The organism is Microbispora bryophytorum (assembly GCF_006874465.1).
Classification (GTDB): Bacteria; Actinomycetota; Actinomycetes; order Streptosporangiales; family Streptosporangiaceae; genus Microbispora; species Microbispora bryophytorum.
Genome location: NZ_VIRL01000001.1, coordinates 841236 through 853410 on the forward strand (window position 1 = coordinate 841236; position 12175 = coordinate 853410).

13 protein-coding genes are annotated in these 12175 nt (G+C 72.5%); 8 read left to right on the forward strand and 5 right to left on the reverse strand.

Translation table 11 applies throughout. The annotated features are described in order from the left end of the window. Positions 1-107: 107 nt before the first annotated feature. The 3 genes from FLX07_RS36880 (at position 108) to FLX07_RS04065 (ending at position 3418) form a co-directional block, all read left to right on the forward strand. Complete coding sequence (locus FLX07_RS36880; protein ID WP_208762058.1) at positions 108-1577, forward strand: NUDIX hydrolase; 1470 nt, start codon at positions 108-110, stop codon at positions 1575-1577. Between the two features lie 120 nt (positions 1578-1697). Next, complete coding sequence (locus FLX07_RS04060; RefSeq protein WP_142568008.1) at positions 1698-2135, forward strand: CBS domain-containing protein; 438 nt, start codon at positions 1698-1700, stop codon at positions 2133-2135. Beyond that, positions 2132-3418 carry an ArsB/NhaD family transporter gene (locus tag FLX07_RS04065; RefSeq protein ID WP_142568009.1) on the forward strand — a complete coding sequence of 429 codons (1287 nt, stop codon included), beginning with the start codon at positions 2132-2134 and terminating at the stop codon, positions 3416-3418. The genes FLX07_RS04060 and FLX07_RS04065 overlap by 4 nt, the downstream gene beginning before the upstream one ends. Before the next feature lie 131 nt (positions 3419-3549). Here FLX07_RS04065 and FLX07_RS04070 read toward each other — a convergent pair whose 3' ends face one another. Next, positions 3550-3870: a hypothetical protein gene (locus FLX07_RS04070; RefSeq protein ID WP_142568010.1), complete on the reverse strand. Its 321-nt coding sequence runs from the start codon at positions 3868-3870 to the stop codon at positions 3550-3552. Positions 3871-4040: 170 nt separating this feature from the next. Between FLX07_RS04070 and FLX07_RS04075 the strand changes: the two genes are divergently transcribed. The 3 genes from FLX07_RS04075 to FLX07_RS04085 all read left to right on the forward strand — a co-directional run bounded on the left by FLX07_RS04075 (position 4041) and on the right by FLX07_RS04085 (position 5965). Then, on the forward strand, positions 4041-4334 hold the full coding sequence (locus tag FLX07_RS04075) for a hypothetical protein (protein WP_142568011.1): 294 nt from the start codon (positions 4041-4043) through the stop codon (positions 4332-4334). Positions 4335-4442: 108 nt separating this feature from the next. Continuing rightward, positions 4443-4913 carry a MarR family winged helix-turn-helix transcriptional regulator gene (locus FLX07_RS04080; protein ID WP_142568012.1) on the forward strand — a complete coding sequence of 157 codons (471 nt, stop codon included), beginning with the start codon at positions 4443-4445 and terminating at the stop codon, positions 4911-4913. Positions 4914-5131: 218 nt separating this feature from the next. Further along, positions 5132-5965 (forward strand): alpha/beta fold hydrolase, encoded by an 834-nt coding sequence (locus tag FLX07_RS04085; RefSeq protein WP_142568013.1) that lies wholly within the window; start codon positions 5132-5134, stop codon positions 5963-5965. A 36-nt stretch (positions 5966-6001) separates the two neighbouring features. Here the strand turns inward: FLX07_RS04085 and crcB (FLX07_RS04090) are convergent, their stop codons facing one another. The 3 genes from crcB (FLX07_RS04090) to crcB (FLX07_RS04100) are packed head-to-tail and all read right to left on the reverse strand — an operon-like array spanning position 6002 to position 7256. Further along, the gene (gene crcB, locus FLX07_RS04090; protein WP_142568014.1) at positions 6002-6373 is read right to left on the reverse strand and encodes a fluoride efflux transporter CrcB; all 372 of its coding nucleotides are present in this window, start codon (positions 6371-6373) and stop codon (positions 6002-6004) included. Then, positions 6370-6723: a DUF190 domain-containing protein gene (locus FLX07_RS04095; protein ID WP_142568015.1), complete on the reverse strand. Its 354-nt coding sequence runs from the start codon at positions 6721-6723 to the stop codon at positions 6370-6372. Before FLX07_RS04095 ends, crcB (FLX07_RS04090) begins: the two co-directional genes overlap by 4 nt. Beyond that, positions 6720-7256, reverse strand: coding sequence for a fluoride efflux transporter CrcB (gene crcB / locus FLX07_RS04100; RefSeq protein WP_142568016.1), 537 nt, complete (start codon positions 7254-7256; stop codon positions 6720-6722). The genes FLX07_RS04095 and crcB (FLX07_RS04100) overlap by 4 nt, the downstream gene beginning before the upstream one ends. Before the next feature lie 526 nt (positions 7257-7782). On the opposite strand from crcB (FLX07_RS04100), the gene FLX07_RS04105 reads away from it, so the two are divergent. Continuing rightward, the gene (locus FLX07_RS04105; protein ID WP_142568017.1) at positions 7783-8946 is read left to right on the forward strand and encodes an ATP-grasp domain-containing protein; all 1164 of its coding nucleotides are present in this window, start codon (positions 7783-7785) and stop codon (positions 8944-8946) included. Positions 8947-8984: 38 nt separating this feature from the next. Continuing rightward, a complete protein-coding gene (locus FLX07_RS04110; RefSeq protein ID WP_142568018.1) occupies positions 8985-10787 on the forward strand; it encodes an AfsR/SARP family transcriptional regulator in 1803 nt (600 codons plus the stop codon). On the opposite strand, the gene FLX07_RS04115 is transcribed toward FLX07_RS04110, so the two are convergent. Further along, the gene (locus tag FLX07_RS04115; RefSeq protein WP_142568019.1) at positions 10734-12062 is read right to left on the reverse strand and encodes an MFS transporter; all 1329 of its coding nucleotides are present in this window, start codon (positions 12060-12062) and stop codon (positions 10734-10736) included. The genes FLX07_RS04110 and FLX07_RS04115 overlap by 54 nt on opposite strands. Positions 12063-12175: the final 113 nt, after the last annotated feature.

Here is a 12175-nt window from a genome sequence, read left to right on the forward strand (position 1 = left end):
TGCATCCCTTTCTCACGGAGCCCCTCCCCGGCGGGGGGAGCTCTCCTCACCGTATTTCGGTCCCCTTCGGCAGCGGACGCCGGACCGCCCGCGAGAGGATGCCGGACATGACCTCCGTACGGCACAGCGTCCGGGCCATCCTGTTCGACGGCGACGACGTCGTCCTGTTCCGGCGCCTGCGGCCGGGGCGAGAGCCGTACTGGATCACTCCGGGCGGCGGGGTGGAGCCGACCGACGCCTCTCCCGAGGCGGCGCTGCGGCGTGAGCTCGACGAGGAGCTCGGAGCGACGACGGGACCGGCGCTGCATGTGTTCACCCTTGTCGAGCCCGGCCGGTTGAGCATGGTCTTCGCCTGCCGGCTGGTGTCGCTCGACCTGTCGCGCCGCAGCGGCCCGGAGTTCCTCGAACCGGACATCGGCCTGCACCAGGTGCGGCGCGTCCGCCCGGAGGATGTGCGCACGCTGCCCATGGTCCCGCCCGAGCTGGGGGAGTTCATCTCCGCGAACGCCGCGACCCTGCCCGCGCTGCTCGACGCCGCGACGTACGCCCCGGGCCGCTATCGGCCGGTCGTCGACGTACACCTGCTGCTCATAGACGGCGGGGGCCTTACCGATGGCAGGGTGCCCACGGACGGCGGGAAGGTGCTGCTCGGCCGCCGCCGGAGCACCGGCTACGCCGACGGAGAGTGGCAGATCATGCCGTCCGGGCACCTGGAGGAGGGGGAGTCGGTGGTGGACACCGCCGTCCGGGAGGCCCGCGAGGAGCTCGGCGTCGAGGTGGACGACTGCGAGGTGGTCCACGTGATGCACCACCGCAACGCGGGCGGGACGGCGCGCATCGGGATATTCCTCGTGGCGCGCTCCATCACCGGCACTCCGGTCAACGCCGAGCCGCACAAGTGCGCCGAGCTGGCCTGGTTTCCGCTGGACCGGCTGCCCGAGCGGACCGTGCCGTACGCGCGGGCGGGCATCGAGGCCGTGCGGCGGGCGCTCGCCGCGACCCCGCCGGCCCTCCCCACGACCCTGCCGGCCCTCCCCGCGGCCGCCGATGCCGCCGATGCCGAGCTCCTCGCGGGTGCCGCCGACGCCGCCGACGCCGAGCTCCTCGCGGGTGCCGCGGGTGCCGCCGGTGCCGCCCTTGTCGCCTCCCGGCCACCGATCCTCTCCCTGCACGGATGGGACGTGCCCGGCTCCGCCGATCTGGCGGCCGAGGCCGTACGCGCCGGGTTCGAGGAGGTCACGGTCTGCCTGCTCGGCCGGCTCGACGACGCGGTGCTCGTCCTTTCCGACGACGAGACCGACCGCCTGCCCGCCACGGTCGTACGGCCGGGCGAGGGAGTGGCGGCGGCGCTGGCACGGCTCGCCCCGGTGGGGGAGGTCGCCTTCGCCGGCGCGGACGACTACGTCTCGCCGCGGGGACTCGCCGGACGCCGTCTCGCCTTCTCCGCCCGGCTGACGGAGGCGCCCGAGGGCATGGTCCCGCTGCCGGCCGGGTCGCTCGGGCGCCTGCCGTACGGCGAGAGGGTGTTCGTCCGCCGCGCCTCTTCGGGGCTTCTGTACGACCTGTCCGGCCGATAGCCTTATGTGGGGTGTGCCGGGAAGTCTGGTCGGCGAAGGGGTCTCCCATGCTCGGGGGGCCGTCACCGGCGACCGGAAGGCAGACGTGAGCACAGCCGCACGTGGCAGGCAGGTGGAAGCATGCGTGCCCGGGATCTCGTAGCGCCCTACCCCACGGTGGACCTCGACTCCCCCGTAGCCGATGCCGCTCGCCTCATGGCCGAGCGCGCGCTCCCCGGGCTGATCGTGCTGGACGAGCGCGGGGCGCCGGTGTCGATCCTGCCGGGGACGCAGGTGCTGCGCCTGGCCGTGCCCCGCTACTGCCAGGACGACCCCGCGCTGGCAAGGGTGGTCGACGAGGCGCACGCCGACGCGTTCGTCCGCGCGCTGGGCGAGCGCACGGTCCGCCAGGCGATGCCGGAACGGCCGCGCGAGCTTCCGGTGACCGATCCCGACGCCACGCTCCTGGAGGTCGCCGCGCTGATGGCGCGCACCCGCAGCCCTCTGGTCGCGGTGCTCGACGGCGACCGCCTGCTGGGCGCGGTCACGCTCTCCGCGCTGCTCGAACGGCTCACATGACCGTGACCGCATGGGTGGCGGTGATCATCTTCGCCGCCACGTACGTCCTCATCGCCAGCGAGAAGGTCCACCGGGTCAAGGCCGCCCTGGGCGGCGCCGCGATCATGCTGCTGGTCCACGCGACCGCGGCCGGCTCCGCGTTCTTCTCGCAGGAGTCCGGCGTGGACTGGAACGTCGTCTTCCTGCTGCTGGGCATGATGATCATCGTCGGGGTGCTGCGGCAGACCGGCGTGTTCGAATACCTCGCCGTCTGGGCCGCCAAACGCGCCAGGGGCCGGCCGTTCCGGCTCATGGTGCTGCTCCTGTTGATCACGGCCTCGGCGTCGGCGCTGCTGGACAACGTCACGACCGTGCTGCTGATCGCGCCGGTCACGTTCCTCGTCTGCGAGCGCCTCGCGCTGCCGGTCGCGCCGTTCCTGATCGCCGAGGCGATGGCGTCCAACATCGGCGGCACCGCGACCCTCGTCGGCGACCCGCCGAACATCATCATCGCCTCCCGCGCCGGGCTGACCTTCAACGACTTCCTCGTCCACCTCGCACCACTGGTGATCGTGCTGACGGCGGTCTTCATCGGACTGTGCCGGCTGCTGTTCCGCAAGGCGTTCCGGTACGACCCCGAGCGGGCGGCCGAGATCATGCAACTGGACGAGCGGGCGGCCATCCAGGACAAGGTCATGCTCGTGCAGAGCCTGTCCGTGCTCGGCGTGGTCATCGCGGCGTTCGTGCTGCACCCGGTGCTGCATTACGAGCCGTCGGTCGTGGCACTGCTTGGGGCGGGGCTGCTCGTGCTGGTCACCAAGATCACCACAGACGACGCGCTGCGCGAGGTGGAGTGGCCGACGCTGGTGTTCTTCGCCGGGCTGTTCGTGATGGTCGGCGCGCTCGTGGAGACCGGTGTCATCAGCCAGGTGTCGCGGGCCGCGGCGGAGGCGACGGCCGGACGACCCGGCGTGACCACCATGGTCCTGCTCTGGGCGTCGGCCGGGCTGTCCGCGATCGTGGACAACATCCCCTATGTCGCCACGATGAGCCCGATCGTGGCCGATCTCGCGCAGCACGTGCCCGGCGACCACAACGTGTTGTGGTGGGCGCTCGCGCTCGGCGCCGACCTCGGCGGCAACGCCACCGCCGTGGGCGCCTCCGCCAACGTCGTCATCCTCGGCATCGCCGAGCGCAACGGCGCACGGATCAGTTTCTGGCAGTTCACCAAATACGGCCTGGTGGTCACCGTCGTCACGGTGGCCCTGTGCGTGCCGTACCTCTGGCTGCGCTACCTCATGTAGGCGCGGCGGGCCCCCGGACCGGGAGCCCGTTCGACGCGGCGACGAGGCCGGACTGTCCGACGAGGCTGGCTGTCCACAGCCTGTGGACGACCAGCCCTCGGTCGTCCGCGGAGCGCCGGCCCGGCCGGGCGTCACCGGCCCAGACGGCGGCCGGTCTCCTCGATCACCTGCCGCAGGACCGCCACGAGCTCCGGACGCTCCGTCAGGAGGTCCTCGATCCGGGCGCGCCAGGCGCCGGCCTCGGCGGACAACACGTCCTCGCGAACGCCCTGCCCAGGCCCGGCGTCGTCTCCTCGCAGCCGCGTGCGGGTGCGGGCCAGGTCCCGTTCGTACGTCTGCCCGAGACGGCGCCCGAGCGTCTCACCGAGCCACCAGTAGGCGTCGTCCATCGCGGCCGCGACGAACACCCTGGCGCTCTCCCACGCCACGCGCTCCCTGTGGATGACGGCCACGCCATCGACGGTACGTCCGGATTCCACGGCGGGCAACGGCCGCTTCGCCATCGGATCTCGCCGAGCTTTTGGTGCTTCGCCGGGCGCGGCCCGAGTTTGTCACAACCGGGACACGGATACGAAGAGTGACGATCGAGCACGAGCAGTCATATCTGAGATGAGGAATCTTCATGCGCCGCCCTATCCGTCTTATGACCCTGGCCGCCCTGACCTGTGCGGGCCTGCTCGCCACCGCGCCCGCCTACGCGGGCTGCGGTTGTGACGCACCGAAGGCCGCCAAGCCCGCGGCCGCCGCGGACCTCGGCGCCAGGGCCGACGCGGGCCTCAACGTGGGCGTCGGCCTCGGCGTCGGCCTCAACGTCGGTCTCGACCTGGGCCTCGACCTCGGCCTGAACGCACAGGCGGGCACCAACGCGGGGACCATGAGCTGCGGCAAGCCCACGGTGCTGCGCCGGTGCCACTGACGGGCCCGGCGTGACCCGGCCCGCGCCGGGTCACGCCACCCCACAAAACCTCGTGCACGATTGGACCGCTCGCGTGCATATGGCAGGCCAGGCTTCTAGGGTGGAAGGATGACCGGCACCACGAGCGAGCGGCTCCCCCACGTCCTCGACGACAAGATGTGCTTCGCGCTCTACGCCGCCTCCCGCGCCGTAACCGCCCTCTATCGGCCGCTTCTCGACGAAATGGGTCTCACGTACCCGCAGTTCCTGGTCCTGCTGGTCCTGGGGGACGGCCCCGAGGAGGGCGTCGCCGTCAAGGAGCTCGGCGCCGCGCTGCACCTCGACTACGGCACGATGACGCCGCTGCTCAAGCGCCTGGAGGCGAACGGCCTGGTGCGCCGGCAGCGCCGCACCGACGACGAGCGCACGGTGCAGATCACAATGACCGAGAAGGGCGCCGGGCTGCGGGAGCGCAGCGACGGCATCTTCGCCTCCGCCGGCGACGCGATGGCGCTCGAACCCGAGGAGTTCGCCCGCACGCTCGCCACGCTGCGCCGCCTGACCACCAACGTCACCGCCTACGCGAACCGGCGCGACTGAGGGGCCACCCTCGTTCAAGGGCGATGCGGGTGAGCCGGCGCCCGCTCGACTGCCCTTCGTGCTCCGCACGACCATGCCCGTGTCAACGGCTGGCCCATGGGGCATCGCTGCGCGCGATTAACTTGCGCACAATCTAATTGTCCCCTAGCCTCTCGGGCGTATGAGGAAACCGGTTTCATAGGCCGGGATCACGAACGAGGGATCAGAAGGAGCGGGTCATGGCGTACATCACCGTCGGGCAGGAGAACAGCACCGACATCAACCTGTACTACGAGGACCACGGTAGCGGGCAGCCCATCGTGCTCATCCACGGCTACCCCCTGGACGGGCACTCGTGGGAGAAGCAGATACCCGCCCTGCTCGACGCCGGCTACCGCGTCATCACCTACGACCGCCGCGGCTTCGGCCAGTCGAGCCAGCCCACCGTCGGCTACGACTACGACACCTTCGCCGCCGACCTGAACACGCTGCTGGAGACCCTCGACCTGCGTGACGTGATCCTCGTCGGCTTCTCCATGGGCACCGGCGAGGTCGGCCGCTACCTCGGCGCGTACGGCTCGGCGCGGGTGGCCAAGGCCGCGTTCCTGGCCTCCCTCGAACCGTTCCTGCTCAAGACGGAGGACAACCCGGAGGGCGTGGACGGCAGCGTGTTCGAGGGCATCCTCGACGCCGTCACCAAGGACCGCTACGCCTACTTCACTGACTTCTACAACGCCTTCTACAACGCCGACGAGAACCTCGGCACGCGCCTGAGCGAGGAGGTCGTCCGGGCCGGCTGGAACACCGCCGCGGGAGCGTCGTGGTATGCCTCGTCCGCGGCCGTCCCCACCTGGACGACGGACTTCCGGGCCGACATCCCCAAGATCGACGTTCCGGCGCTCATCGTGCACGGCACCGCCGACCGCATCCTGCCCATCGAGTCCACCGGCCGCCCGTTCCACCGGGCGCTCCCGCAGGCCGAGTACGTCGAGATCGAGGGCGCCCCGCACGGCCTGCTGTGGACGCACGCCCAGGAGGTCACCGACGTGCTCCTCGCCTTCCTGGCGAAGTGATCCCCGGCGGGACGGCGAGGAGGGCCGCCCGGTGTCTCAGCCGAGGAGGGCGGCCAGCGCGAATCCGGCGGCGGCGGCGAGGAGGCCGAGGACCAGACTGCCGAGCGCGTTAAGCCCGGCCTCCAGGACCGAGCCCTCCTCCAGCAGTCGCACGGTCTCGAAGCCGAACGTGCTGAACGTCGTGAACGCGCCGCAGACGCCGGTGCCGAGCAGGGCGGCCATCGCGGCGGGCAGACCGAGGTCGTCGCGCGCGCCGAGCAGCAGCCCGAGCACGAGCGACCCGGACACGTTGATCGCCAGCGTGCCCCAGGGGAACACGCTGTCGTGCAGGCGCTGCACCAGCCGATCGATCAGATAACGGGCGGGGGCGCCGACCATGCCGCCGAGGAAGACGAGCAGCAGGGTCACGGCTCCGCCCGTCCCGGCTCACGCCCCACGTAGCGGTAGACCTCCACGGGATCGACGATCACCAGGCCCTCGGTCACCAGTTCGTCCAGTTCTGCCACGAACGCACTGATCCTCTCCGGAACGTCCACGATGACGATGGCGACGGGCAGGTCCTCGCTGAGCGACAGCAGGCGGCTGGTGTGGATGCGCGAGGAGGCCCCGAAGCCCTCGATGCCCCGGAACACGCTCGCCCCGGCCAGTCCCATCGCGCGCGCCCGATGAACAATCTCGGTGTACAGCGGCCGGTGCCGGTACTGGTCGCTCTCCCCTATCAAGATCGTCAGTCGCTGCGCGGGGCCGTGCAGTCTCATCCGTCCCTCCTCCCGCGTCGCCGTACGGGGAGGCCCGCCAGGGCGCGGGCGAGGACGATGCCGCACCAGACCGCGGCCAGTCCGGCCGCCAGGCTGCCCGCGGCGTACGCGCCGGCCACCGGCCACGCGCCGCGTGCCACCCTGTCCACGATCTCCGTCGTGAAGGTGGAGAACGTGGTGAATCCGCCGAGGAAACCGACCCCGACGAACGGACGGACGTAGCGGCGCGGCGGCCAGACGTCCATGACGAAGACCATCACGACCCCGAGCGCGAAGCAGCCGGTGACGTTGACGAGGAACGTCCCCCAGGGGAAACCGGTGGGCGAGGCCGGGAAGGCCTCGCCGAGCAGATATCTCGCCACGGTGCCGGCCCCGCCGCCGACGGCGATCACCGCGAGGATGTCCCAGGTCCGGCGGCGAGCCGGGGCCGGGGCCGCCGGGCCGCGGAACATGTCCCGCTCGTGGCGGAGGTCCGCGTCGGGGTCGACCGGCAGATCAGCCTCTTCCCGATCGCCGCGTACGCGCCGGCTCACGCCGTCCTCCTCACCTCACCGTGCGGCCTGTCGTCCAGCCCGTCGCCCTGCCCGTCCGCAAGGCCGTCCGCAGGCCTGCGCGGCGGCCCGTGCGACGGCCCGTGCGACGGTCGTCACGACGGTTGGGCGGGAGAGCGGATTCCGGACGAACGCATCCCAGTTTAGATGCCGTACCGGAACGGCCGTCCGGGCCGCCGCGGTCGTCGCGGGCCGGGCGATTCGCGATCAGCAGCGGTATGCCCCTATTCAGGAATTGCTGACGACCACAAATTGCGGGCCGGGACAGAACAGCAGACAGCGCTTCCGACAGTCCCTGCTTTCCGGACATACACCTCTGCTGACCTGCTTGAATACAACTCCCACATTTCACAACAAACCTATCGATTAACCAAAATAGGTTCTATTGACAACAAACCGGTGCCACCGTTGACTGGTGGGATATGGGCGCGATCAGGAAAATGATGCCGGTCGAAGCGTCACCGGCGCGAGGTGACGGATTCGGGGCGCGCACGGCTGCGGTCACGCCTTGCTGAGCGCCACCGGCGTCCCCGGCCGGGCCGGGCCCGGCCGTCCGTGCGACCCTCGCCTCACCGTCGATCTGCGCGGAGCGCCGGGCTCGGTGACGTGGCGGCTCCCGGAGACCGAGCCGGTCGCGGACGCCGCCCCCTGCGTCGTGCTGGCCGACCGCGCGGGCTGCGCCGAGTTCGCCGTCCTCCAGGACACTCTCCACCACCTCGGCGTGCCGAGCGTACGCGTCGACGCCGAGAGCGTGGCCGCGCTGCGGCTGTCCGCCACCGTGACCGGCGGGGCCGGGCACGGCCGCACCGGGTGCGTGCTCGACCTGGACGGCCGCCGGATCGCTCCGACCGTCGTCTGGGCGCGGCACTTCTCCCCCCACGCCATGCCCGCGACGGCGGACGCCGCGCAGACCCTGCTGCTCGCCGAGTCCTGGCACTCGTTCGTCCGCCAGCTCTGCTCGCTCGCGCCCGCGAGCCTGCCCGGCGACCGTCCCGGTGATCGTCCCGGCCGCCTGGAGCAGTTGGCCGGCGCGGCGGCGGCCGGCATCCGCGTCCCCCGGACGGTCGTCACCACCGACCCGGCGCGGGCCGCCGCCGCGATGCCGGGCCGCCGGGTCGTGGTCAAGGTCGTCGGAGAGCACTTCGTCGAGACCTCGCCCGGCCTCCTGACCGGGGTGCTCCCCGAGGTCGCGGCACGTGCGGAGGTCCTGCGCCGGCCCGCGCTCGCCTATCCGGTCATCGTGCAGGAACACGTCGAGCACGACGCCGAGCTGCGGGTCTACCACGTCGCCGGGGCCGTGCACGCCTACGCCGTCGGCAAGCGCGCCCCCGACTCGCCGTGGCGGGAGGAGGCCGAGGTGACGGTCACCCCGGTCGCCGCCCCGCCCGCGGCCGCCGACGCCGTACGCAGGCTGGCGAGCCTGTGGGGGTTGACCTACGGCGCCTTCGACCTGCTGCTCAGCGCGGGCGAGGTGGTGTTCCTGGAGGTCAACACCGACGGCGACTGGCGCTGGTTCGAGACGAAGGCCGGAGGGCGCGCGGTCTCCACGGCCGTCGCGCTCGCGGTCAGGACGCTTCACCTGACGGCCCTGGGGAACACCGGACCGCCATCACCGCTCGATCTCGTCGACTTCCTCCTGCTGGGCACCCGGACACACGGCTCCGGCCGGTGACCGGGGTCGCCGCACAAACCCGGACCAAGGAAAGCGCCATGGGTGACGTGAGCTCGCCGCGACTGCACTGCTCGATTCTCGGTTCGCTGGAGGTCCGCGTCGCGGGCCGCAGAGCCGTCATCGGCGCTCCGAAACAGCGGCTTCTCCTGGCGATACTGCTGTGCCACGCGAACGCGGTCATCCCGTCGGACCAGTTGATCGACTCGCTGTGGGGTGAGACCCCGCCGCGCACGGCCCGCAAGAACCTGCAGGTCTACATGTCCGCGCTCCGCAAGATCGTGGGCGACCGGATCAGCTTCCAGGGATGGGGCTACCGCATCAGCGCCGATCGCGAGGAGCTCGACCTGCTGCGCTTCCTGGAGCTCGGCAGGTCGGGGCGCGCCGCCGTCCGGAGCGGAGACCTCGCCACCGCCGCCGCGCTGCTGGGCGACGCCGTCCGCATGTGGCGGGAACGGCCGCTGGAGGAGTTCTGCCATGTCCGGCTCGTGGCCGCCGAGGTGGGCCGCTTCACCGAGCTCTTCCTGTCGATCTACGAGGACTGGGTCGAGCTGGAGATCGAGCTGGGCCGCCACGTCGAGGCCCTGGGCTCCCTCGACGTCGTCGCCGCGCGGTTCCCCGCCCGCGAGCGCGTCGCCGCGGCCAGGATGACCGCGCTGTCGCGGTGCGGGCGGGCCGCCGAGGCCCTGGCCCACTTCGAGGGCCTGCGCCGGCACCTCGCCGCCGAGATGGGCATCGATCCCAGCCCGGTGATCAGGCAGCTCTACCAGGCCATCCTCCGCGGCGACGGGCCCCCGCCCGCGCGTCTGCCCGGCCTGGCCGGCGCCGCCCGCCCCCGGCCCGTACGCGCCCTGGCGAACCGGCTGCCCCGCGCCGTCGACTTCGTGGGCCGGGAGGCGCAGGTGCGGCGCATCCTGGACGAGCCCTCGCCCGTCACGGTGATCACGGGCGCGCTCGGCGCCGGCAAGACCGCCCTCGCCGTGCACGTCGCGCACCTGCTGGCCCCTCGTTATCCGGACGGCGCCGTGGTGATCCCGCTGCGGCGCCACGGCGTCCCACGGCCGGCCGCCGACGTCCAGCGGGAGATCCTGGAGGGCGTCGGGCTGGAGATCACCGGCGTGCGCGAGGACGACGTGCTGGCCTCCGTCTGGCGGTCATGGCTCGCCGACCGGAAGGTCCTGCTGGTCCTCGACGACTCGCCGGACGAGTCGAGCGTCCGCATGCTGCTCCCCGGCACCACGTCGAGCAGGGTCCTGGTGACGAGCCGCAGCAGGCTGAGCGGGCTGGAGTCGGTGGCCAGGATCGATCTCGACGACCTGTCCACGAGTGAGTGCGTCGAGTTCCTGGGCCGGTTGATCGGCTGCGAACGGGTGGCCGCGGATCTGCCCGCCGTCCTGCGCATCCTCCGCAGGTGCGGGCCGTCGCCCCTGGTCCTGCGCCTGCTCGGGGCCCGGCTCGCCGGGCTGCGGCACCTGCCGCTCGATGCGCTGGCGGAGCGGCTGGAACGGACCGAGGACGTGCTGGACGAGTTCGTCGCGGGGGACGTGTCGCTGCGCATGCGGTTCGAGGAGTCCTACGCCCACCCGTCGTGGCCGCACCGCGCCGCGTTCCTCGCCCTGGGCACGCTCGACGGCCCGGTCTTCGGGCACGAGGAGCTCGTCGCGGCGCTGGACGGCACCGAAGGGCCGGGCGAGCGGGTCGTCGAGTCCCTGCTGGAGGCCGGCGTCCTGTCGATCTCGCAGGTGGAGACCGGCGCCGAGGTGGTCGCCCACTCCTTGTCGTACGCGATGTCACCGCTCGCTCACCGGTTCGCGGCCGAGCTCGGCAAGGACCGGAACCGCTGAGGGCGCGGACCCGGCGGTGGCCGGCACGTCGAGGCCGCGCAGCGCGGGGCTGATCGCGGCCACCGCGCAGCCCGCCGCGAGCAGGCCGCCCACCGCCACCAGTGCGCCGGCGCCGCCGGCGTACTGCGCCAGCAGGCCGCCGAGCAGCGGCCCCACCGGGGTCAGGCCCATGGTGGCCAAGGTGAACACGGAGACCACCCGGCCCGTCATCGCGTCCGGGACAAGCCGGGCGAGCAGGACACGCAGGACCACGTTGAGCGCCGGCGCCGCGACCATCGCGAGGAAGAGCGGGATCACCGGCCAGTACGGCCCGAAAGGCAGGGCGGTCGCGCAGACGGCCAGCGCGAAGAACCCGACCACGGCCAGCATGAGCCTGCCCGGCGGCAGCAGGCGTCCGATCCTGGCCGACAGGGTCGCGCCGAGCAGGCCGCCCAGGCCGAGCCCGGCCAGCACGACGCCGGTCGCGGCCGCGTCACCGCCGCGCGCCTCCACCATGACGATGACGGGCAGCAGCAGCGCGTTCGCGGCGAGGTTGGCGACTAGGGCGAACGCCAGCCCGGCGCGCAGGCCGTGATGGCGCCACAGCCACCCCGCCGCCTCCATGACGTCGGCCCGCATCCCGGTCTCGCGCCGCTCCGCCGCCGCCTCCGCCGCCTCCGCCGGGCGGCGCGGCACCCGCGCGCGCACCACGCACACCAGCGAGACCAGGTAGGTGAGCGCGTCCACGGCGAACGGGAGGGCCCGGCCCAGGCCGAACAGGAAGCCGCCGAGTGGCGGCCCGGCGAGGGAGGCCGCGTGCCCGCGCGCCTCCTCCCGGGCGTACGCCTCGGGGAGTTGCCCGGGAGCCACGACGGCGCGGATCGCGGCGGCCCTGGCGGGGCCGAAGAAGGAGTCGGCCGCGCCGGTCACCACCGCGACCGCGACGATCTGCCACAGCGCCACCCGGCCCGTCAGGACGGCGGCGGCGAGCGCGGCCAGGGCGAGACACCGGACGACCTCGGCGGCGATCAGGATGCGGCGCCGGTCCCACCGGTCCACCCACGCCCCGGCGGGCAGGGAGAACAGGAGGTTGGCCGTTATCCGGCAGGCGCCGACCAGCCCGGCCAGCGCGGCGGAGCCGGTGACGGCCAGGATCAGCAGCGGAAAGGCCACCCAGGTGAGCGTGGTCCCCAGCTCAGAGGCCGCCGCTCCCATCCAGAGCATCTGGAACCGGGAGTTGCGACGCAGCGGCGGCAGCTCACCGTGCCCGCCGCTCCGCTCACTCCGCACCCTCATGCTCGGAGCGTCCCAACCGGCGGTTGGCGTCCAGTAGGGACGCGGTATGGGGCCGGTATGCGCGGCCGGACCAGGCGCGATCGGAGCCAGTATGGCGACGGCATGGCGTCGCC

Bases quoted from the DNA above. Each gene is read 5' to 3' on its own strand.
- FLX07_RS36880 (WP_208762058.1), top strand. From the start codon at position 108: ATGACCTCCGTACGGCACAGCGTCCGGGCCATCCTGTTCGACGGCGAC.
- FLX07_RS04060 (WP_142568008.1), top strand. From the start codon at position 1,698: ATGCGTGCCCGGGATCTCGTAGCGCCCTACCCCACGGTGGACCTCGAC.
- FLX07_RS04065 (WP_142568009.1), top strand. From the start codon at position 2,132: ATGACCGTGACCGCATGGGTGGCGGTGATCATCTTCGCCGCCACGTAC.
- FLX07_RS04075 (WP_142568011.1), top strand. From the start codon at position 4,041: ATGCGCCGCCCTATCCGTCTTATGACCCTGGCCGCCCTGACCTGTGCG.
- FLX07_RS04080 (WP_142568012.1), top strand. From the start codon at position 4,443: ATGACCGGCACCACGAGCGAGCGGCTCCCCCACGTCCTCGACGACAAG.
- FLX07_RS04085 (WP_142568013.1), top strand. From the start codon at position 5,132: ATGGCGTACATCACCGTCGGGCAGGAGAACAGCACCGACATCAACCTG.
- FLX07_RS04095 (WP_142568015.1), bottom strand. From the start codon at position 6,723: ATGAGACTGCACGGCCCCGCGCAGCGACTGACGATCTTGATAGGGGAG.
- FLX07_RS04110 (WP_142568018.1), top strand. From the start codon at position 8,985: ATGGGTGACGTGAGCTCGCCGCGACTGCACTGCTCGATTCTCGGTTCG.
- FLX07_RS04115 (WP_142568019.1), bottom strand. From the start codon at position 12,062: ATGAGGGTGCGGAGTGAGCGGAGCGGCGGGCACGGTGAGCTGCCGCCG.